The sequence below is a fragment of the Cyanobium sp. Cruz CV13-4-11 genome, from assembly GCF_024346055.1.
Classification (GTDB): domain Bacteria; phylum Cyanobacteriota; class Cyanobacteriia; order PCC-6307; family Cyanobiaceae; genus Cyanobium.
On sequence record NZ_JAGQCH010000036.1, the window covers coordinates 1 to 19,774 of the forward strand.

At 57.3% G+C, this 19,774-nt stretch carries 20 protein-coding genes and 2 pseudogenes; 9 read left to right on the top strand and 13 right to left on the bottom strand.

Translation table 11 applies throughout. The annotated features are described in order from the left end of the window. Positions 1-65 precede the first annotated feature (65 nt). The 4 genes from KBZ12_RS17305 to KBZ12_RS17320 form a co-directional block, all read right to left on the bottom strand. Positions 66-902 (bottom strand): hypothetical protein, encoded by an 837-nt coding sequence (locus tag KBZ12_RS17305; protein WP_254959294.1) that lies wholly within the window; start codon positions 900-902, stop codon positions 66-68. A 54-nt stretch (positions 903-956) separates the two neighbouring features. Continuing rightward, the gene (locus KBZ12_RS17310) at positions 957-2,813 is read right to left on the bottom strand and encodes a rhamnan synthesis F family protein (protein ID WP_254959295.1); all 1,857 of its coding nucleotides are present in this window, start codon (positions 2,811-2,813) and stop codon (positions 957-959) included. A gap of 78 nt (positions 2,814-2,891) precedes the next feature. Then, a complete protein-coding gene (locus KBZ12_RS17315; RefSeq protein WP_254959296.1) occupies positions 2,892-3,899 on the bottom strand; it encodes a glycosyltransferase family A protein in 1,008 nt (335 codons plus the stop codon). Between the two features lie 318 nt (positions 3,900-4,217). Then, complete coding sequence (locus tag KBZ12_RS17320; protein ID WP_254959298.1) at positions 4,218-5,093, bottom strand: ABC transporter permease; 876 nt, start codon at positions 5,091-5,093, stop codon at positions 4,218-4,220. 363 nt (positions 5,094-5,456) lie between these two features. On the opposite strand from KBZ12_RS17320, the gene KBZ12_RS17325 reads away from it, so the two are divergent. Together KBZ12_RS17325 and KBZ12_RS17330 are read left to right on the top strand one after the other, a co-directional pair. Then, positions 5,457-6,152, top strand: a complete 696-nt coding sequence (locus tag KBZ12_RS17325) for a response regulator transcription factor (protein WP_254959299.1) — start codon at positions 5,457-5,459, stop codon at positions 6,150-6,152. Between the two features lie 2 nt (positions 6,153-6,154). Then, positions 6,155-6,952, top strand: a complete 798-nt coding sequence (locus KBZ12_RS17330) for a response regulator transcription factor (protein WP_254959300.1) — start codon at positions 6,155-6,157, stop codon at positions 6,950-6,952. On the opposite strand, the gene KBZ12_RS17335 is transcribed toward KBZ12_RS17330, so the two are convergent. Then, the gene (locus KBZ12_RS17335) at positions 6,840-8,285 is read right to left on the bottom strand and encodes a sensor histidine kinase KdpD (protein WP_254959301.1); all 1,446 of its coding nucleotides are present in this window, start codon (positions 8,283-8,285) and stop codon (positions 6,840-6,842) included. The two genes, KBZ12_RS17330 and KBZ12_RS17335, sit on opposite strands and share 113 nt — an antisense overlap. A gap of 282 nt (positions 8,286-8,567) precedes the next feature. On the opposite strand from KBZ12_RS17335, the pseudogene KBZ12_RS17340 reads away from it, so the two are divergent. Then, positions 8,568-8,679, top strand: a pseudogene (locus KBZ12_RS17340) (type IV pilin protein); the annotation flags it as partial. A gap of 486 nt (positions 8,680-9,165) precedes the next feature. Continuing rightward, the gene (locus KBZ12_RS18575) at positions 9,166-9,375 is read left to right on the top strand and encodes a prepilin-type N-terminal cleavage/methylation domain-containing protein (protein ID WP_315859333.1); all 210 of its coding nucleotides are present in this window, start codon (positions 9,166-9,168) and stop codon (positions 9,373-9,375) included. 279 nt (positions 9,376-9,654) lie between these two features. Here KBZ12_RS18575 and KBZ12_RS17350 read toward each other — a convergent pair whose 3' ends face one another. The 4 genes and pseudogenes from KBZ12_RS17350 to KBZ12_RS17360 all read right to left on the bottom strand — a co-directional run bounded on the left by KBZ12_RS17350 (position 9,655) and on the right by KBZ12_RS17360 (position 11,190). Beyond that, on the bottom strand, positions 9,655-10,227 hold the full coding sequence (locus tag KBZ12_RS17350; protein WP_254959302.1) for a transposase: 573 nt from the start codon (positions 10,225-10,227) through the stop codon (positions 9,655-9,657). Then, complete coding sequence (locus KBZ12_RS17355) at positions 10,157-10,864, bottom strand: hypothetical protein (RefSeq protein WP_254959303.1); 708 nt, start codon at positions 10,862-10,864, stop codon at positions 10,157-10,159. Before KBZ12_RS17355 ends, KBZ12_RS17350 begins: the two co-directional genes overlap by 71 nt. Positions 10,865-10,888: 24 nt before the next feature. After that, positions 10,889-11,014, bottom strand: a pseudogene (locus KBZ12_RS18750) (transposase); the annotation flags it as partial. Continuing rightward, positions 10,966-11,190, bottom strand: coding sequence for a hypothetical protein (locus KBZ12_RS17360; protein WP_254959305.1), 225 nt, complete (start codon positions 11,188-11,190; stop codon positions 10,966-10,968). The gene KBZ12_RS17360 and the pseudogene KBZ12_RS18750, both read right to left, overlap by 49 nt. 412 nt (positions 11,191-11,602) lie before the next feature. Between KBZ12_RS17360 and KBZ12_RS17365 the strand changes: the two genes are divergently transcribed. Continuing rightward, positions 11,603-13,687, top strand: a complete 2,085-nt coding sequence (locus KBZ12_RS17365) for a tetratricopeptide repeat protein (protein ID WP_254959306.1) — start codon at positions 11,603-11,605, stop codon at positions 13,685-13,687. Positions 13,688-14,048: 361 nt separating this feature from the next. Further along, entirely contained in the window at positions 14,049-14,903 is an 855-nt protein-coding gene (locus KBZ12_RS17370) for an FkbM family methyltransferase (RefSeq protein ID WP_254959308.1), read from the top strand. Between the two features lie 301 nt (positions 14,904-15,204). Here the strand turns inward: KBZ12_RS17370 and KBZ12_RS17375 are convergent, their stop codons facing one another. Together KBZ12_RS17375 and KBZ12_RS17380 are read right to left on the bottom strand one after the other, a co-directional pair. Then, positions 15,205-15,711 (bottom strand): hypothetical protein, encoded by a 507-nt coding sequence (locus KBZ12_RS17375; protein ID WP_254959309.1) that lies wholly within the window; start codon positions 15,709-15,711, stop codon positions 15,205-15,207. 665 nt (positions 15,712-16,376) lie between these two features. Then, the gene (locus KBZ12_RS17380; RefSeq protein ID WP_254959317.1) at positions 16,377-16,781 is read right to left on the bottom strand and encodes a ribbon-helix-helix protein, CopG family; all 405 of its coding nucleotides are present in this window, start codon (positions 16,779-16,781) and stop codon (positions 16,377-16,379) included. 194 nt (positions 16,782-16,975) lie between these two features. Between KBZ12_RS17380 and KBZ12_RS18755 the strand changes: the two genes are divergently transcribed. Then, positions 16,976-17,524, top strand: coding sequence for a Uma2 family endonuclease (locus tag KBZ12_RS18755; protein WP_254959319.1), 549 nt, complete (start codon positions 16,976-16,978; stop codon positions 17,522-17,524). Here KBZ12_RS18755 and KBZ12_RS17390 read toward each other — a convergent pair. Further along, positions 17,475-17,867, bottom strand: a complete 393-nt coding sequence (locus tag KBZ12_RS17390; RefSeq protein WP_254959320.1) for a type II toxin-antitoxin system VapC family toxin — start codon at positions 17,865-17,867, stop codon at positions 17,475-17,477. The two genes, KBZ12_RS18755 and KBZ12_RS17390, sit on opposite strands and share 50 nt — an antisense overlap. Beyond that, entirely contained in the window at positions 17,867-18,523 is a 657-nt protein-coding gene (locus tag KBZ12_RS17395) for a FitA-like ribbon-helix-helix domain-containing protein (RefSeq protein WP_254959321.1), read from the bottom strand. Before KBZ12_RS17395 ends, KBZ12_RS17390 begins: the two co-directional genes overlap by 1 nt. A 559-nt stretch (positions 18,524-19,082) precedes the next feature. Here KBZ12_RS17395 and KBZ12_RS17400 point away from each other — a divergent pair. Further along, entirely contained in the window at positions 19,083-19,310 is a 228-nt protein-coding gene (locus KBZ12_RS17400; protein WP_254959322.1) for a DUF433 domain-containing protein, read from the top strand. Continuing rightward, positions 19,310-19,750: a DUF5615 family PIN-like protein gene (locus KBZ12_RS17405; protein ID WP_254959323.1), complete on the top strand. Its 441-nt coding sequence runs from the start codon at positions 19,310-19,312 to the stop codon at positions 19,748-19,750. Before KBZ12_RS17400 ends, KBZ12_RS17405 begins: the two co-directional genes overlap by 1 nt. Positions 19,751-19,774: the final 24 nt, after the last annotated feature.

Here is a 19,774-nt window from a genome sequence, read left to right on the forward strand (position 1 = left end):
TGATGCCCTCATTGCTGCCGGATCCCTGAGTTCAGCAGCAACAGCAGCACGGCTTCTTTGCCCGCTCAGCGATGCGCGCTCAGGCGTGCATTTGCGCGGCAGTGCATACCGACCCCTGAATGGGTACGGAACAACGATGGATTGATCTGCTTGAAGGCGTACTCACCACAGCAAGCCAGATCCTCAACAACAGACGGACTCAGCAACAACCGCGCCACCAAGGGATACAAGGGGAGCAGGTCGACACCGGAGGCTGTCATGGACAGAGAAAGCCCGACTTCACCCGTGTCAATCAACTGGCTCTTGGGAATGTGCACATCCAGAGACTGCCAGAAGCTCTGCCATGCGGGCTCCAGAAGCAGGAACTGATTGGCACACAGACAATAGGACTGCAAGTGGTACCCCTTTTCATAACTATCGGTCAGACCGGAAAGGGCCGCCGCGTGGCGATCGGCCACCAGTGCCATGACCGCCTCCAGACTCTGCAAGGCAGAAGAGTCGGGTCCGAGGGGAAGCACGCTGTCATTGATGAACAGAACATGGCGGAACGCCAACCCCTCTGAGGCCAGTTGAGAGGCGAGCAGTGCCGTATCCCGATAGGCCCCGATGCAGCGACCTTGATTGGATCTCCTTAGGCAGAGAATCCCATGATCGGCAAGAAAGCCGAGCGCCTCGTCGTCGAATCCGGAGCAGGTGGTGACAAAGACTGTATGGTCCTGCCCCAGCAAGTCAACCAACAGAACGCGCCAGACCAGTGGCAGGTATCCAAGGGTGTCAAAATGATGCAGATGAACTAGCGACACAGGCCCTGGCACAGACCGCAGCATGGTCATGACCTGCTCCAGGTCAGGCGCACGATTGACGTCAAAGGGGTGGTTGACGGATAGCACGTTTTCAGTCATGAAGTTTGAGGAGATACCGTATGCATCGGATGCAGATCTGTAGCAAGGTCGAGCCTAAGAAGCCGGCGAAACGTAGGTAGACGCCCCATCCCGGGCAATCTTCTCCCAGCGAAAACCCATCATTTCACATGACAAACAAGGCATCCGTTCCAGTGCATGCAACAGGGAGTTATCAGGCGGCAGCGGTTCGCCAGGCAGAGAGTCCAGCGTCAATCCCAGCGAATGGAGAATCAACAGTGCTGCCGGACGTGCCCAGAAGAATCCGCCCGCAGGATACTCAAGAATGTCGACCGTGCTTGTATCACAGCCCAAAGGGGACAATAGTGTATCCACAATCGAGCGCATATTTCCCCACCCAATCAGCCAAAGCAGACTTGATGGATAGTCAGGGAAAATCAGGCCAAGGTCAGGCTGATCAGCAAACATCTGCTTGATCGCATCAACTCTCGTGCTGGATCCTGCCAGCATCAGGTTCTGGTCATGGAACCACTGACCATCCGATTCCTTGCCATGGGAGAAGAGGCAGAGGTCGTAGACCTGCAACTCTTCGTTGAAGACAATGTACTTGCTCGGAATATCCCGACCGATATTGGGAAGCACGCGAACATCCATGGTCGTGATGCCATAGTCTTGCGCCAGTGATAAAAGGACACTGGCCACAAGTGCTTCCGACGTGGTGACAAAGAAATCGGCCTTCCCAACAAGATGACAGCCAAAATCCGCAAAGAATTGGCGGGCCTTGGTTGGCGTATGAAAATGAAGAACAGCAGCACAGCGTAATGACGCCACCTGGTCTGTCTGAGCGACCACTGGGAGCGAAGAAATCTCAGATGCCCTGAGGCTTAGTGGCTTTTTGAAACAGTGAAAAAACGAAGGGTTGGGATGATACTGCCGAAAACAACCTTCCTGATGATGGAACGTCGAGCAATCACGGGGATCACTGTAGGTCCACTGATAAGTATGAAGATACCAACGAGCATCCACCGGATCGTCTCGCCCTACTGGAGACCAGCGCGGCAGCGACCGGGATGTGGGCGGCAAGGCCTCCGAACCGTAGGTCTGGTCAAGAGCCTGTTGCGTGAACAGCGCCTGATCCTCCAGCCGAAAGCGCTCCCAGGCAGCATCGGCATGCTGATTCAGAAGTTCTGGTTGGCCAAAGTAGGTTTCCAGCTGAGATGTGGGGTCCTCCTCATCACAAGGCAAGACATAGTCAAGCTGACGATCCTCCACAAAGGTGCTGGGGTGAAGAAGCGAAATGCACGGAATCCGGTTAGCAACCAGGTGAATGATACGAGGCCACTCTAGAATTCTTGAGGAGTGGGAATGGATGTTCAGAGCCGCTGCACACCTGGACAACAATCCATCCCGCGTCCACCCATAAACACCAAAAAAGGCTTGCACACGCAAGCCTTCAGACAACCGAATCGCGCCAAGAATCCGCTCCCGCAGAGGCGTCATCGAACCAAAGAATAGAAAGTCGTTGGTTCGATTCACGCCGCGATCAATCTTCTCTAGTCCACGATGATAGCCAAGCCGAAAACGCACAAAGTGCCCAGCAGGCTTGCCAGGAACCTGTTCACGCAGAAACTTGAGATTGGCGTTGGAGTAGTCCCAAACCGGCCAGCGACTGGCAAGCTCCACAATCTGGCTAGCCCATGTTGTAAATTCGCCACTCAACTGCTCGGTATTGAAAACAATGCTGGCGAAAGGAATAGACTGAACGTCTGCAGGCTTGAGCAAATGGGCACCGAGAATGATATTAATTGAATCCTCCAGGAAGGCATTTGTTCGCAAGGCAACTTCATGTCCCAGGTCAAGAAGTGAGTGATAGAGAAGAATCCGAATTTCATCAAAGGCTCGAGCATGAGAATATCCCAATGGCTCAATAGTTACGACTGTGATGGTAGCCATGAAATGGTATGGATGAAATTGGCATGGACGAACTCAGCTTACTAGCGGCTCAGGCATCGCCTCAAGGCAGGGCCCCTGTCAAGAACTCGGGAAGCGGCGCAGCAACGCATCAGATACGGCCTGCTGGTATTGCTCTTGAAAGTATTTGTCGTAGCGTATGCATTCCTCACTGGCAGCGCCAATCACCGAACCGCACAGATAGGGATGGTCTTGTATGGCATGCACCTCCAGACGCCATGGCGACGCCAGCGACACATAGTCGGCGTGAGGTTCAGTGTGGAGATAGTGACCCACAGCGCCGGAGCTGAAATATGGAACCCGAAAGAACTGCAGTCGCTGCATATACTCGGAATCCTCGTAGTAGCGAAGATCGGCCAGGTATCCGTAGGATGCCAATAAATCAGCAGAGGCTATAAAACTTGTCAAACCGCAGCTTATTAGGCTGCTATTGATGAGCACGATCTTCTTCTGGGTCATGCTCACACGGCTCCAGCTTGTATTGACCAGTGGAACGCCATGGAGAGACATCAACATCAATCCATGCAAGCAACGCAACGGATGAAAAAGATCGTCGTCATCCAGGAAGGTAAACCAGGGGCTTGTGATCTCCTTCAGGGCGCGATTGCGGCACATGCCGACGCCCCGATTCTCCTCACTGAAAAACACCGAAACCTTCCAATGCTCGTCTTCCTCACCCAGCTCCCCGAGCAGGCGCTGGACAAGCTCCAAGTCGGCCACGTCCCCATCCACACTGATCAGACATTCGATCGTGACGCCCACCTGCTGCTTCAGACTGCGAAGAGCCGACCGCAGCAAATGCTCGCTGGACTTGTGCACCGGCACAACAACGGCCAGTCTCGGTCTCTGAGAAAAAAAACGATCCCCACCTGCCTGGGAGAGCAGCCCATCCAACTCCTGATAAAGCGGCAAAGACAGATACTTTGTGAATGTCCAAAACTCGGAATCAAAATCCAAGATGTCCTTGACAACGGATTCCAGTTCCTCTACTCCGATCCACGGCAACCTTGCTAGCGCCTGGCCGATCGAATCAATGCGCTCAAGATGCTCAAGGAAGCCAGGATCCATCAACATTCAGAAAAGAGTTGCGCTGGCTGTGACCGCTCAGAGCTCCCGTCGGGCCTGCTCAAGCCGGGAGGCGCTGGGCAGCCAAAGGGCAACACCCAAGGCAATGACTTCAATCAACACCTGCCTACCACCAAGCAGAACCACCATCACAGCCACAAAGGCCAATCCCCGCTGAAAAACACTCCACACGTCATCGGGTGTATCGCTACCCCTGGCCCACAAGAGAACAGCTAAAGCCAAAAGAACCAGATCCAGCCACCAAGGCACCGCATTCTCGAGCAGATGGTTGCACCATAGGAAAAAATCCGATGGCTGCCATCACCCAGCCGGCTTCCCTCCGCCTGAGAGCCAATTCTCCAGGCCCTCCCCCAGAAACGAAAGGCCCAGCACCAGAACGAACATGGCCAAACCAGGGAACAGGGCCGTCCACCAGATGCCAGTGGGCAGGGCCGTCAGGGCCTGTTGCAGGTCGCTGCCCCACTCGGGGATCGTCTCCGGCAGGCCGAGGCCGAGGAACCCCAGTCCCCCCAGCACCAGCACCGCATCGGCGGCATTGAGGGTGAGCAGCACCGGCACCGAGGTGATCACGTTGCGAAACAGGTAGCGGCGCAGGATCCAGGCGGGGCCGGCCCCCAGGGAGCGGGCCGCCTCGATGAACAGCTCCGCCTTCACCTGGGCCGACTGGTTGCGCACCACCCGGAAGTACTGCGGCACATACACCACGCAGAGGGCGGCGGCGGCGTTGGGCAGGCCCCGGCCGAGCAGAAAGGCGAGCACCACCGAAAGCAGCAGCACCGGCAAGGTGTAAAGCGTGTCCATCAGCAGCACCAGCAGGCGATCAACTCCACCGCCCAGGTAACCGCTCACCATCCCGAGGGGGACGCCGATGGCGAGGGCGAGCACCAAGGCACTGAGTACCACCTGCAGAGCCACGCTGCTGCCGGAGAGCGTGCGCACGCAGACGTCGCGACCGAGGCGATCGGTGCCGCACCAGTGGACCAAGGAGGGCGGGGCGTAGATCGGGTTCTCCAGTCCCGCGTTGGGGTCGGGCAGCAAGCCCCCATGCACCAGCAGCGGAGTAGCCAGGGCGATCAGCCCGTAGACGAAGACGATCCCCAGACCCCAGCGCGCCATCCTCTCGGCGAGGGCGGGGCCTCCGGGCCGGGGGGCCTGCCCGATCCGGTTGGCCTTCATGTCGGCATCACCAGTGGACCTCGTTATCACAAGAGGAGGGGCACAGCCTGGATGCGTGCGCATCTGGGCTGAAAAGCGCGCGGATGAGGATCGGCAGAAGCGTAACGTCGGACGTGTCGACGGTGGCAGCCTTTGAATCCAGTGGGATTGATGCCTCTGGCAGCTCCGGCATCAAATCAGGCCGTGGGAGAACGGTCTCCGGCAGGTTCTACGTGATCAAGGGCAAGCAGGCAGCGGTGCACTGGGATTCCCACCAAGTTGATGGTGAATTCTCACGCTGGTATAATGTGAAGCACATGCGCCTCTCAACTCCTGAGTGCTGATCTCTATCGTGGCCGAGAGTCGTTCATCCACGCTGATCCGATGACCGGCGCCCGCCTCCTGATCGTCGATGACGATCCTGAAATGCGCGGCTTCCTCACCTCGGAGCTGGCCGTCGAGGGGTATGAGTGTGAAGAAGCCTCCTGTGGCCAGCAGGCTTTGGGCAGGATCCGCAGCCAGGCCTGGGATCTGGTGCTGCTGGACTGGAACCTGCCCGATTTTAGCGGTGTGGAGGTGTGCCGCCGCATGCGCAAAGGTGGCATCTCCACCCCCGTGCTGATGCTCACCGCCCGCGATGAGGTGCAGCAACGGGTGGAGGCGCTCGATTCCGGCGCCGACGACTACCTGATCAAGCCGTTCTCGATCGAGGAACTGCTCGCCCGGGTGCGGGCCCGCCTGAGGCGCAGCGGCATCGATGAACAGGAAGGTGGCCTGCTGCGGATGGCCGATCTGGAGGTGAATCCCGCCAGCAGGGAGGTGGCCCGGGGTGGGGAAGCCATTCACCTCACGGCCAAGGAGTTTGATCTGCTGATGCATCTCCTGCGTCATCCCAACCAGGTGCAGGAACGCCGCGCCATTCTCGATGCGCTCTGGGGTGAGAACTGGCTGGGCGACGACAACCTCCTGGATGTCTACGTCCGCTACCTGCGCCGCAAGCTCGAGCCGGCGGGCCAGCCCACCCTGATTCAGACAGTGCGCGGTGTCGGCTTCATGCTCAAGGAAGGGCCGCCCCGCTGACCATGGCGGAGGCGTCCTCTCCATCGCGGCTGCTGATCGTCGAGGACGACCAGCGCATGCGCAGCTTCCTGGCCGGCGAACTCAACTGCGAGGGCTACAGCGTCAGCGAAGCTGAAGACGGCCAGGGCGCCCTGATGCACCTGCGGGACGCCACAACGGACCTGGTGCTGCTCGACTGGACCCTGCCTGACTTCAGCGGTGTGGAGATCTGCCGGCGACTGCGCTCCAGCGGCGACATCACCCCGGTGCTGATGCTCACCTGCCACGACGACATCCGCGACCGCGTCGAAGCGCTCGATTCGGGGGCCGACGATTACATCCTCAAACCCTTCTCCATCGAGGAGCTGCTGGCCCGCATCCGCGCCCAGCTGCGGCGCACCGCCTACTGGCGCGGTGTGGCCAATCCCGACATGCTGAGCTGCGCCGATATCACGGTGAACACGGCCACCCGGGAGGTGACGCGGGCGGGCCAGGCGATTTGCCTTTCGGTGCGTGAGTACGACCTGCTTCTGTGTCTGCTGCGCGGGGCGGGGCGGGTGGTGGCTCGGGAGGAGATCCTGCGGGACGTGTGGGGCGAAAACCACTTCGGCGACGAGAACCTGCTGGGTGTCTACATCCGTTATCTGCGGCGCAAGCTGGAGCCGGAGGGGCTGCCCACCCTGATCCAGACGGTGCGGGGCGTGGGCTTCATGCTCCGGGAAGGGGAGCCGCGCCCTTCAGACGCAGCTGGAAGTCCGCCCCCCCCTGGCGCCCATCCGCCACCGAAACACTCCCCCCCATCGCCTCCATCAGCGCCCTGACCACCGCCAGCCCCACGCCACTGCCCGGGATGGCGCTGGTGTTGCGGCCCCGGCCAAAGCGCTCGAAGATCAGTTGCTTCTCGTGGTCGGGAACGCCAGGGCCGGAATCGATCACATGCACCACCACCCGATCGAGGCTGGCGTCGAGCCGCAGCTGAATCGGGCCCGCAGCCGGATCGTATTTCTGGGCATTTTCGATCAGGTTGACAAGGCACTGCTCGAAACGGTCGGCATCCCCGAGCGCAAAGGTGCTTGCTGACTGGGTGGCGCCGGGGCAGATCCGCAGGCGACCGTGGCAGCGCGTGCGCAGGCGTTCGGCCACCCGGTCGATCGCCTCGGCCACGTCAAAGGGCTCGAAGGGCATCAAGGTGCGGTGGGCGTCGATGCGGGTGAGGGCCAGCAGATCCGCCACCAGCTTCCCCATCCGGCCCGCCTCCGCCTCGATCAGCGCCAGCTGCTCGGCCTGCTGGTCGGAAAGGTTGTCGGAGCGGCGCCGCAGGCTGCTGGCGTAGTTGCGGATCAGGCTGATGGGGGTGCGCAGCTCGTGGCTCACCCCATTGGCAAAGCCCCGCTGACGCTCCCAGGAGGCCGAGAGGCGATCGAGCAGATCGTTGAAAGCCAAGGCAATGGGCTCCAGTTCCCTGGGTTGGGCTTGCACCGACACCCGCTGGCTTTCGAGTGTGTCGGAGGTGATCGTCTGCATGCGCAGGCCGAGATCGCGGAGAGGGGAGAGACCCCGCACGAGCACGGGGCGCAGCAGGAGTCCCGTGAACAGGGTGGCGATGCCGGCCGCCACCGAGAGAAGAATCAGCAGCAGCCGCTGCTGGACGAGCTTCTGAGTGATGTCCTCCAGGAAGCGAAGTCGAACTGTTCGCGCCCCCAGCTGGATCTGCTGCGAACTGGTGAGATAAATAAGTCCATCGAACCTGAGCACAGACACCTGACCGAGGCCGCTGCGCTGGGCCGACAATCGCGTCAGCGGCACGCCGGTGGGGATGGAGAACAGGCGGATCTGCTCAGCCGCGCCATAGGGAACACCCTGGTCGGTCTCGACCCAGCCGAGGAAGTTGGGGCTAATCAGCCGGGCAAGGGCGTTGCTGATTTCGTCGAGCGTGCGAGGCGCGGGACGGCGGGAAAGGAGCACCTGTCGCACACTGGCGGCGGTGGAACGGTGCTGGTCGCGCCGCTCCTGGCTGGCCAGCAGGGCGGTGGCTCCGATCAGCAGGGCGTAGCCCCCCAGCACGGCCAGCAAGCTGAGCCCCAGCAGGCGCCGTCGGATCGAAAACGCCTCGGAGTGCCGGCGGAACGGGCCCAGCAACCGAGAAAAGTCCATCAGTTTCATTAGAAGACCATTAGTCCTCGACAAGATCCTGAGTCAATTGAATCGTAACGGACAATGAAAGGCCTGACAGAACGGCGCCGGTGGTGATGGGACGGTGCCCCTCAAACCCCAGCCGTGTCAATGGTTCCGAACCTTAGGAGATACAACAGGGCCGAACCGCCCGCAGGCATGGTGGCCGCATGGTCGGGACCGCATTCGGTGCATAGGATGCATTGTGTAAACAGCTTCTGAGCTTTTCCAATGAACATCTCCCCCAAGACCAAACTTGCGCTCATGCGCAGCCTGCGCGATAAGAAGAACCCTCTCCAGAAAGGCTTCACCCTAATTGAGCTGATGATCGTGGTGGCGATCATCGGGATTCTGTCTGCAGTGGCCCTTCCACAGTTCCTGGGCGCCCGTGCTGCGGCTCAAGCCGGCGCAGCCATCGGTGAGGCGGCGGCTCTTGCGAAGGAATGTGCAACCTTTGTTGCCTCTCAAGGGATGGGGACCGGGCCTTCAGTAACAACAAATAGAAACATTGCAGCCGGTAGCTGCAGCACAACTGGCGGGTCAATTACAACCACTTCATTCACTAGCACTACTTTCAAATGCATTGGGACTGACTTTACTGGCACCCAAGCAGTCATCCGCATCGGCGGAACTGGAACGATGTCGTGCTCACTTACCTAAACATTTGAATATCAGGACGCGTAATATACGCGTCCTTTTTTTAAGTTTCAATTCAATCCAAAAGTGTTTTCACGTCAGGCCTTACACCTTATCGCAATCAGCTTTCGCTTAATGTCAATATCTTTAGCATTTACCACTTAATCGTATATTTTATCTTTTTGAGAACCCAGGGTACATCTCCCCCCTGACCAAACTTGCGCTCATGCGCAGCCTGCGCGATAAGAAGAACCCTCTCCAGAAAGGCTTCACCCTGATTGAGCTGATGATCGTGGTGGCGATCATCGGAATTTTTCAGCAGTGGCCCTTCCACAGTTCTTGGGCGCCCGTGCTGCGGCTAAAGCCGGAGCAGCCGTCGGTGAAGCGGTGGGTCTTGGGAAGGAATGTGCAACCTTTGTTGCCTCTCAAGGGATAGGAACCGCACCTACGTTCACAGCAAACACGAACATTGCAAGCGGCACCTGCAGCACGACTGGCGGGTCAGTTACAACCACTACATTCACAAGCACTAATTTCAAATGCAGTGGGGCTGACTTTACTGGCACTAAAGCAGTCATCAAGATCAGCGGAACTGGTTCGATGTCATGCTCACTTACATAGGGCTTGCTGAAATTCCCCAAGTCACGCCAGGCCGTCCTTTAGCTCTTACAGCGTGAGCGTCGGCATGAGGGACGACTAGACCTTTAGATGGCGACTAAGTGCAGGCAAGTCGCTTCACATGCCGCTCTCCAGTGGTCATACTGGCGAACATCATGTAAACACACACAAACAAAGCAAATAAAAGGCGCAGCAGCCTTAGGATTTTCTCTGTATTCATCACAAATAGTGCCATCCCGATCACAGATCTGGATGTTTCAACCAACTTGGTCATGATCAGATCTAGGCCATACTTGCGCTTGCTTGTGCCGATCCGCCCTTCGATCACGGATCTTTTTCTCAGGTCGAATTTGAAAAGATCCTGCTGCTCGGGTGATTCCGCAGGACTGTCTACGCGCTTGCTTCGCCCCCTGCCACTGAGCCGGATATGATGTTCGGCACAATACCTCTTGTTTTCAGCCGTGATGTAGATGGCGTCTGCACATACACGCTCTGGAAAATAGCCTCGCTCTTGCTTGTACTGCTCAACCCTCTGAATCAGATCATTTGCTTCATTATAGTTATCCCAGCTAATGCGATCCAGATGGACAAATCCATTGTCATCTGAGATTGATGTCTTGGCTCCAAACTCGGTCTTCTTGCCCGCCTTCCCCCTGACGATGGGACGCACGTGCGGTTTCGCCAGGTTGACGATCCTGTTGGCAGTGCGGCAAGCTATCAGCGTCGTACATTTCCTGCTGCTGACGGTACACCTCGCTGCTGACGAGCAGCTTGCGATACAGATGGCTGCCAAGCTCAAGAAGCACTGCACCAGAATGGATGAGGGTGTCTATTGCAGCTAAGTTACGCCTGATCTCATTGAGTTGAAACCTCTTGGCTTCGCGGAGCTCAGGTTTCCTGGGCTTTTTCTTCTTGATGATCGCGAGGAAAAGATTCCTTGCTTTATCACGATTGCAGCGGGGCTTCCGATTTACTTTGTCGGACACCTGCTTGAAAAGTACATCAATGACGAGTTCCGTGGTTTCACGGGCTTCGTTGAGTAACCTTAGATCCACCGGATAGGGAATATCATCAGGCACACAGGTGGCATCAAGCATCAGCGTGCCCCAGTTTTTTCTGGGGTCATGCGAAAGGGGGGGCTCCCCCAGCTCCGACTCGATGGCCGACAGTTCCCTGTTTTCGCCCTCAGTGCATTCTTCTGGGAGGGAAGATAGAAGCTGTTTGACCAACGCGATACCACTCGCCTTCGCCATGTCATTGCAGATCTTGATCAGATCAGGGCCAATACGTTTCCGGAAGTGCACCATCATCGAGGCGTCGAACGGGTGCGTGAACTGATAGCCACTCAGACCGATGAAGAATTGCAGATAGGGTGATTCCGTAATCAGCTCAACAGTCTCCCGATCCGTTAAGCCAAGCCGCTGCTGGTATACAACGCACCAAGGGCCATCCGGAATGGCTTGGCCGGTGCACCAGTAGTGGCGCTGAATAATGGTGCGTAGCGGCTTTCCAGAGGCTCCCAGGGGATGATGTTGGCCAGCACAACCCAGCGATTGTTCGGATCCAGCTTGCCGCCAAAGGGGGCATGAAATTCCTCAATGGATAGTTGGCCGTTGTGCTGAAAAACGTACATTTTCAGGTCAGCGAATTCTTCTAGCCCACAAATGGTTGATCTGGGCTCATTCTAGCGTGAGACCCTGGCTGGAAGGAACCAGCTGCGCTGCAGTTGATCTGGGTTCCTCAGCATGCCCTAAATAGAATGCTTAGGTCAACCTGAATATCTCCAGTTTGACAAGCATATTTTCACAAGATGGATAAGCTTTGATGGCTAGCAAGAAATAACTTTTAAGCCCAAAAGAGTCCTTGGGCCAAAGCCACCTAAGTTGGAAGAATCTCTTCATAATCAATTCTACATAGAACCTCCACCCAAAGGAAATCAGCCCTGTTGCAGCCTAGCATCATTTTCAAATCAGTATCCGACACACCACCCTACGCATGGAGGACTATGATTCTTCCACCAAATTGATTTTTCTTGGTGACCAGGCATGACTAACAAAAATAGAATAGGAATCAGCTTACAGATTGGGTTTAGTCTTTTGCGTGCAGGCGAGAAGGAATCAGCACTTATACATTTCCTAAGGGCCCTAGATTCCGACCCTGGCAATCCGGATGCAACGAATGGGGCCGGGGCTTGCTATGTGTTCCAAGGAGAAGTGCAGCAGGCGCTTGATTTACTTGAGAAGTGTATAGGACTTGGGAAGGGCAACCTTGATGTTTCAATGAACTTGGCCAGACTACTTTGCAAGGAGCCAAGTACGCAAGAAGCTGCAGTTTCAACGGTTTACAATCAACTCGCTTTGAGCCCACATAACCCAGAACTATTTAGCCTGCTTGCCGAGATTGAGGAAGAACGCGGCAACCTAGATAAGGCATTGAAGGCGCTGGCATCAGCTTCCAAGCTTGATCCCAATAATTATGAGATTCATTCGAAGATCAGCCTTCTTTCTATTTTAGTTGGCGATGCAGAGTCTGGTGTATCACATCTAATGCATGCAACATCTCTTGCGCCATGTGAACCACAACTACGATACTACCAGGCAAAAGCAGCATTTCTTTTGAATGACTACGAACAGGCCTTGGAGGGCTTTAAAGATTATCAACTTCAAGCGAAGCCCGAAGATTCTCATGGAGATGTAGCCAGCATGATGGGATTATGCTATTTACGCACTGGTGATCTAGATCAATCAATTCTATACTTCGAGCAAGCCCTCTTGCGAAATCCACTGGACGCCAATGCCCTAATAAACGCATACAACGCTTACAGGAGTGCCGGCGAAGTCTCGGTAAGCATTCAATGTTGCAACAAAGTCTTGAATCTGGAGCATTTGTCAAAGCATGCAAAAGCTAAGTCATTTTATAATTTGATGTTCACATACTCAACAATGGGGTGCTCTGTTCTAGCGGCAGCCAAGCATGTGGCCACAGATTATTGGTTGCGGCAGGGAATTTCTCAGGAGCTATCAAAATGCTATCCAATCAAAAAAAGGCGAACCAAAAAGCGAATCAAGATTGGCATTTTATCTTCAGAGATTGGCAATCATGTTGTAAGTTTTTTTCTTGAACCTATACTGGCAAACTACCCGAGGGATTTGGTCGACATAGACTTGCTTGTTGGATCCTATCGATACGAAGAGAACACCGACAGGCTAATTGGGTACGCAAGCGACCTTCTATGCCTGAGCGGCCTTCCAGCAGGTGAAGCACAAAATCTAATAGCCGGAAGAGGTTATGATGTTATCCTAGAAACATCGGGCTATACATCAGATAGCAACATAGCAATACTTTCACAGCGATGCGCACCGGTCCAGTGCCACTATATCGGATATCATGCAACTACATTCATGCCAACAATGGACTACTTTATCGGAGATAGTGAGTTCATACCTCCATCAATCGAATATCAGTTTACAGAAAAGATTCTGCGCATAGAGGGCCCTTGGATAACTAGATATGTACCTTCTAATCTTCCATTGGCCAAATTCAAAGGGGACCAGTCAAAATTTGTCATGGCATCAACGAATCAGACCGCAAAGATATCCGAAGATACCCTTATGTACTGGGCCCAAGCATTGCTATCGATTGATCAAAGCATTCTAATCATCAAGGATCGCTTTGCGCAGTCAAGCAGAGTCAAGGATCGGGTATTGTCTTTCTTCGGAGAGCGACTGATTGATAAAGATCGCATTTACTTTCAAGGAGGAACGCCAAGCTGGCAGGCGCACATGGATTTTTACAATACAGTCGATGTTGTTCTCGACTCTACTCCGTGGAGTGCTGCGACCACAGCGTTTGATGTGATCTCCATGGGAACCCCGTTTGTGGCGATAAGAGGCAATGTAGCAGCTTCGAGGATGAGTTCTTCAATACTGAAAGCCGCTAAGCTTGATCACTACATAGCAGACAGTCACGACGAGTTTTGCAGTATTGTTTCCGAGATCGGAAAAGCAAAGAGTGCTTACAGACAAATAAGGCAGATGAGTCAAGAGAAGAATCTCCGATCAAATGCATTTGATCAAGCCTCGGTGGCCAATAGAGTTATTGAAGCACTGATAAATGCTGTCAAAAACTAGTATTACGAATTAATCTGCATACAAAGGGCCTCCTGAGAAAGACGTAATGCAAAGCCACCTCCCCAAACCGGTGACTGCCAGGAAAGATGATGCCCCTGCTGCCATTCAGGTAGCCATCGCCAAAGTACCAGGTTTGGCGTCGATTTCCGGCGCTGGAGGGTTAATCCACAGCACCTCCGGCTGACGCCAGCAACGTGTCGATCGTGACCACGCAAGACGCTGAAAGAGTTAGGCAGTACATATGCCGCCACGCCGCCGACAGATTCCACCTTCCGACTCCTGTTGGCTCAACTTGATGACGTGAAGGGCTTTGTGACCCCAGCAGACCAGTAACATGACAGCGATACAAACATCTCAGCCCATGCTTGAGCAGCTAGCGTCCATCATCTGCGCAGAAAGCCCTGAGACAAAGTTCACGATAATGGAAATTGGGGCATTACAAATTGATGCATGTCCAGAGCCATTCTACCAGGTATTAGAACTGTTTCCAGGCTCCCAAGTTATTGGCTTTGAGGTGGATGAAAATCTCTGCGAAGAGATGAACTCAAAAGCAGCTACCGGCATACGGTATTATCCAAATGCGCTTGGCGAACGAAACGAGCGTCGCGCCTTTTACATAACTAATCATCCCATGTGCTCTAGCTTGTATGAACCAAATGAGCCACTAATCAGCCTATACAACAACTTTGAGGTTGCATGCCTAAAGCGCAAGACCGAGATCAACACAGTAAGCATGGACTACTTCGCTCACTCAAATAACATACCTAGAGTTGACTTTATCAAGATTGACATTCAGGGGGCAGAGCTAGACGTTTTCAGGGGAGGGGCTCAGGTGCTCAAAAACGTTCTGGCGCTCGTCTGCGAGGTTGAATTCATCCCGCACTACATACAACAGCCTCTATTTGGCGATGTATACACATTCTTGCTTGAACATCAATTGATGTTCCATAAGTTTATTAATCTCGCAGGGAGGAGCCTCAAGCCTATAGTAATTGACGACAACCCTAATCTACCTTCTCAACACATCTGGTCCGATGCGATGTACATCCGCCATGTCCAGGCAGTCCAGAATTTAAGTGACCAACAACTGCTGAAGCTTAGCGTGCTTGCTGTAGCCTATAAAAGCCCAGACCTTTCCTATTACTGCCTCGCTCACTATGATCAGAGAAACGGAACAACGCTCGCACTTGAGTTTCTGGTGAATGCGGGAGGATGAAGAGATGAAGACATGCCATGTCCTCTCACGCCCAAGCATGAATAGAAGGCTTGCGGGGCGCTTCGTTGTCGGCGCCCTTCTCATTGGAGTCTTTGACTCAGGGCCACAGTCTGATGTTGCCGCGAGGAGGGACAGTAGGGTGGAATCTTATGAGGAGACACTTTAAACAAGCCCCCTCGAGTGGTGGACTTTCGGTGCGGCCTACCGAACAGCTGAGCGGCTGCACTCAGCAGATCCTCATGCTCCCTCCCCCGGACCTCGTAGCGGTCGCTGTGCCGCTGCTGATCCTGCCGTTTGGCCATCAGAACACTGCAAGCAGACCGTCCGCCCAATCAGGTCGTGGAGTCACATGTCGTTCCAGCCTGCCGTGCCTCACCGTTAAGACGGAAATGAAGGGATGGTCGGCTGAAATGTTGTCGTAGGCCCGTGCAACGTCGCAGAGCGACAGCGACGTTCTGACGTGATGCAGCAGCCGGGGGATGCGGCTCACCACCTTGTCGGCGAGAACATCATGACCTCCTTCGCTCACCCGCTCGCTGATGCGCGCCTGGTTCAAGGCTGGACTTTCGAGGTGAATCATCACCATGATCACCTGATAGCCAAGGGCTTTGGCGCGGGACAGGGCGTCGTAACGGTGCGCCTCTGGGGCATCGGCATAGGCGATCCGGGCGAGCACATCGGCATCCAGCGCTGCAAACACCTGCTCAGGGGCCACATCCAGCAGGCTGTCTGGGTTGAGCACACGGGCCACCTGGCGGCCCAGGGCTGCCCAGTAACCAATCTGCTCGGCGGCGGCGGATTTCGGCATGACGAAGAGCCCCCACGACAGACACCACCGTGCTCAGCTGCGCTGGCGTCCCCAGCAGGTCAGACTGATCAACTTTCAGAACCTTAAAACGATCTCCCTCATCCTCATGATCCCGATCGAAACAGTAGATAAATGCATTTGGAAAAACTGATTTCCAGAATTGTATGCCAGCACCCGATCCATAACCGATCTCAACCATGGCAAATTCTGCCTCTGACAGAAAACGTTCCAGACATCGGGCATAGCTTGATTCATAATGATGAATGGAAATCTTGTCAGTACCAGCCACAAGCCCTGCTTCCACGAGCTGATCACAAAAGGAACGAGCAGCCATCAGACAAACTCTTTCTGCTTATCATAAAAGCATGCCCGTAGTGATCGTTCCTCCAAGTCCTCACCCCCTCACAGCGGCGCCCCATCCGCGCACTGGTCTGGATGCGCTGGGGCCATGACGCTTGCACCACCTGCTCCCCATTCCGAAGCCTTGGCGCCCAGCCAACCCCCGAGGCGGTGAAACCGACGCCCGCAACAGCCGTTTGCTGATGCGCCTTTTCGCTTGGGCCGTCCACGATGGCGGCTGGCAGGTGATCGACAGCTCCACGAGCTGCCTTCTGCCCGTATCCGCAAGGCTTCTCCGCAAGAGTTGGCTCGGTGCTCAGCCCCGATCAGCGCTCCCCGAAACCCGCCAGGCAGGCCGGATTGCAAGACAGATCAGCTGCCCCTCCCTGACAACAGCCCACCAGGACGGCGACCAGATCCACAGCGGACGGGGCCAGCGGGGACCCAAGCCCATCCTCGGAGGCCTGCAGGAAGGCCGTGAGGGCGCGGCGTACCAGTTCCGACTTGCTAAGGCGGCGGCGCTGGGCCTGCTCGCTGAGCTGGGCGTCGAGCGCTTCGGGCAGCTTGAGAGATCCCCGCCATGGCGAGGAAGCAACCAGAAAGGCAGTGCTACTACCAGCTGCCTGCGCATATTGCCTTCCGGGCAGCACCTGATCGGCCAGCCGCCGCGGGCGTTGATCGGCCGTGAGCAGCAGGGACGCTTCCCGCCGGGCCAGGGCCAGGGTTTCCACCTGCGGGATCCCAACTAAAATCCTCAAGCAGTCTGCGCTGGGGCCATGACGCTTGCACCTCCAGCTCCCAAGTCCAATGCCATGGCGCCCTTGCGCCTGCCCACTGATCTGCGCCTCAGCCCGGAGTGATTCGCCCCTGTGTGCATCGCCAACCCCCAGGGGGTGAAACGGGCGCCCGAAACATCCGTTTGCTGATGCGCCTTCTGGTCTGGTCTGGCCGTGTGGGCAGCTGGCAGGTGTTCGACAACTCCACCGGCTTCCGCCTGGACGATGGCGCGGTGCACAGCCCCGACGCTTCCCTGGTTCGCCTGGAGCGCTGGCAGGCCCTCACCCCTGAGTTGCTCAGCAGTTCCGCCCCTCCCTCTGCCCCGATTTGCTGGTCAAAATCGCCAGCTCGGGTGAATCAGCTTCCCGTGGCCTCACCGCCCTGCGCCGCAAGCTGGCCGCCACTTGGTCAATGGCGCCCAGCTGGGCTGGTTGCCGATCCCGAGCAGCAAGCCGTCGAGAGCTGGAGCGGAGAACCCCGGGGGGAGCCCCAGCGCCTTGAGGGGGCGGCCGAGCTCAGCGGCCGGGAGAGCTTCCCTGGGCTGAATCTGTCCTTGGCAGAGATCTGGGAGCCCTGCACAACGCCGTCATGGAGCGGCAGATGGATCAGGACGATCGGCTCCACCATGACCACCAGTCTCCATCAATTCAGGGCAGCACCTGATCGGCCAGCCGCTGCAGGCGTTGATCAGCCGTGAGCAGGAATGCCGCTTCCCGCCGGGCCAGGGCCAGGTAGAGACAGTCGTAGACGGGATGGTTCAGATGGCAGGCCAGGGCCAGGGCTTCCACCTGCAGGTGGCGGTCGGGCTCGATCTGATCCACCAGATCGGCGGCGTCCGCCAGCAGCTGCTGGGGATCCATGCCCGCCAGCCCAGCGCCGCGCTGCAGTTTCCAGAGGGCATTCGCCACTTCCGTGAGCATCAGCTCGGGAGCCAGCACCAGAGGCGCCTGCCCTACTTGCTCCACCCAGCCAGTGGCGATCGGATCATGCGTAATCAGGCGCAGCACAGCTGAGGCATCGAGCACCAGCGACGGTGCCATCAGCGCTCGCGGTCGCTGCGGATCAGGGATTCCGGCGACGCATTCCACTGCAGTGCCGGACGCTGCTGCCAGCGCTGGGCGATCCGCTCCAGCGCCTGCTGGCGCCGCTGCCGCGGGTCCCCGCCAGCGATCGCCTCCAGATCAGCCAGGGCCTGCTGGCTCAGGCTGCGCTTCTGGGCGCTGGCACGCCGCTGCAACAGGCGGTGCAGGGGATCCGGCAGGTCGCGGATCTGCAAGGAAGGCATGGCAGGCTCCTGTATCAGGACAGCGTACTCGGAATGCATGCGGATGGCATGCTGCGGAAGCTTGATCTCCACCCTCACACCCCCACACCCACCCGCAGCTCCGTCTCGATCCGCTGTGTGCCGCCCAGGGTCGGCGAGCCCATCCAGCAGCACCCGGTTCTGGGCCGGTCCCCCACTCGGCTCACCATGTAGCCCGAAGGCCGGGCCGCAGCGCATCAGCACCCGCCCGCGCCAGATGGCGCTCGGAGCGCTGCCCACCGTGTAAGAGATCGGGCCCTCCGGCGTGGTGAGCTGCAGCACCACCCCCCACACCAGCAGCCCCAGGCAGGCCGCCCCCAGCAGCTCCACCAGCGAGAAGCAGAAGCCCGCCGACCCCCTGGTGGCACGTCCGTGGGCAGATAGCAAGGCCATGGCGCGGCTCCAGGTCAGGGAACAAGGGCGGCTCAGGACTGGGGATCCGGCAGGCAGGCGCCCGGCCCCTGCCGTCCCAGGCGGGTGATCCCCAGGGGCTCCCGCCTGTCCTGTGTCCAACGGATCGACGCCACCCTCAACCTGATGGGCACGAGACACACCTCACGCCCACAGGCGATGAAACCAGCGCCCGTAACAGCCGTCTGCTGATGCACCTGCTTGTTCGGTGCGCAGCCCCGATGCCTCTCTGGTTGGTCTGAAGCGCTGGCGGGCCCTCAGCCCGGAGCAGCGCCGGGGTTCCCGCCCCTCTGCCCCGATCGGCTGGTCGAACGCGCCAGGCAGGACTGGCTGAGCCAGCGGCGAGCCCTTGCGTCTCCCATTTGCCACCACCCTGAAGGGTGACGAACGATTCCCCGGGCTGCGCCTAGAGCTCGCTGACATCCGGGTGAGCTGAACGATTCAGGGCAGGACGTGATCGGCCCTCAGCGCCGACACCGTCAGCCCAGTCTCAGGTGGATGGTTCCGCCTTTCACAGGGCCAATCGACCTACGATAATTTCATGCTGTTTCCCCGCATCAGCCACGATCCCGCCGTGATGGGGGGCAAGCCTTGCATCCGCGGGCTGCGTATCACGGTCAGCACGATCGTTGGGCTGATCGCGAGTGGCAGCAGCCGGGAGAGGATCCTCCAGTCCTACCCGCAGATCGAAGAGGCCGACATCGATGAGTCTCTGGCCTATGCCGCCTGGCGCATGGAAGAGCGAGAAGAGGCACTGGTCCTGAGCTGATGGCCAGGTTGCTGGTTGACATGAACCTGTCTATTCATTGGATTCCGCTGTTGCGGGCAGCCGGCCATCAAGCGGTGCATTGGTCAGAGATCGGGGATCCACGGGCTCCTGATCAGGCCCTGATGCAGTGGGCCGCTGCCCACGGCTACGCCGTTTTCACCCACGACCTGGACTTCGGAACGATGCTCGCCCTCAGCGGCGACAACGGACCCAGCGTCCTTCAAGTGCGCTGCCTCAACGTGCTGCCAGAAGCGATCGGGCACCTCGTGCTCTCTGTGCTCAAGACCTACGCCGAAGAGATCGAGCGGGGGGCGCTGGTGGTTGCCGACGAGCGCCGGGTGCCCGGTGTCAACTACGTAGGCGGGTCGCGTCAATTACGTAGGCGGGTTACCCCGGGGCCTCCCCCTGCCATGGCAGGGGGAGGCGACAGCGAAAAGTGAGCCACCCTGGCCCGGTCCTCTGCC

Bases quoted from the DNA above. Each gene is read 5' to 3' on its own strand.
- KBZ12_RS17305 (WP_254959294.1), bottom strand. From the start codon at position 902: ATGACTGAAAACGTGCTATCCGTCAACCACCCCTTTGACGTCAATCGT.
- KBZ12_RS17310 (WP_254959295.1), bottom strand. From the start codon at position 2,813: ATGGCTACCATCACAGTCGTAACTATTGAGCCATTGGGATATTCTCAT.
- KBZ12_RS17315 (WP_254959296.1), bottom strand. From the start codon at position 3,899: ATGGATCCTGGCTTCCTTGAGCATCTTGAGCGCATTGATTCGATCGGC.
- KBZ12_RS17320 (WP_254959298.1), bottom strand. From the start codon at position 5,093: ATGAAGGCCAACCGGATCGGGCAGGCCCCCCGGCCCGGAGGCCCCGCC.
- KBZ12_RS17325 (WP_254959299.1), top strand. From the start codon at position 5,457: ATGACCGGCGCCCGCCTCCTGATCGTCGATGACGATCCTGAAATGCGC.
- KBZ12_RS17330 (WP_254959300.1), top strand. From the start codon at position 6,155: ATGGCGGAGGCGTCCTCTCCATCGCGGCTGCTGATCGTCGAGGACGAC.
- KBZ12_RS17335 (WP_254959301.1), bottom strand. From the start codon at position 8,285: ATGGACTTTTCTCGGTTGCTGGGCCCGTTCCGCCGGCACTCCGAGGCG.
- KBZ12_RS18575 (WP_315859333.1), top strand. From the start codon at position 9,166: ATGCGCAGCCTGCGCGATAAGAAGAACCCTCTCCAGAAAGGCTTCACC.
- KBZ12_RS17355 (WP_254959303.1), bottom strand. From the start codon at position 10,864: ATGGTGCACTTCCGGAAACGTATTGGCCCTGATCTGATCAAGATCTGC.
- KBZ12_RS17360 (WP_254959305.1), bottom strand. From the start codon at position 11,190: ATGTACGTTTTTCAGCACAACGGCCAACTATCCATTGAGGAATTTCAT.
- KBZ12_RS17365 (WP_254959306.1), top strand. From the start codon at position 11,603: ATGACTAACAAAAATAGAATAGGAATCAGCTTACAGATTGGGTTTAGT.
- KBZ12_RS17370 (WP_254959308.1), top strand. From the start codon at position 14,049: ATGCTTGAGCAGCTAGCGTCCATCATCTGCGCAGAAAGCCCTGAGACA.
- KBZ12_RS17375 (WP_254959309.1), bottom strand. From the start codon at position 15,711: ATGCCGAAATCCGCCGCCGCCGAGCAGATTGGTTACTGGGCAGCCCTG.
- KBZ12_RS18755 (WP_254959319.1), top strand. From the start codon at position 16,976: ATGCGCCTTCTGGTCTGGTCTGGCCGTGTGGGCAGCTGGCAGGTGTTC.
- KBZ12_RS17390 (WP_254959320.1), bottom strand. From the start codon at position 17,867: ATGGCACCGTCGCTGGTGCTCGATGCCTCAGCTGTGCTGCGCCTGATT.
- KBZ12_RS17395 (WP_254959321.1), bottom strand. From the start codon at position 18,523: ATGGCCTTGCTATCTGCCCACGGACGTGCCACCAGGGGGTCGGCGGGC.
- KBZ12_RS17400 (WP_254959322.1), top strand. From the start codon at position 19,083: ATGCTGTTTCCCCGCATCAGCCACGATCCCGCCGTGATGGGGGGCAAG.
- KBZ12_RS17405 (WP_254959323.1), top strand. From the start codon at position 19,310: ATGGCCAGGTTGCTGGTTGACATGAACCTGTCTATTCATTGGATTCCG.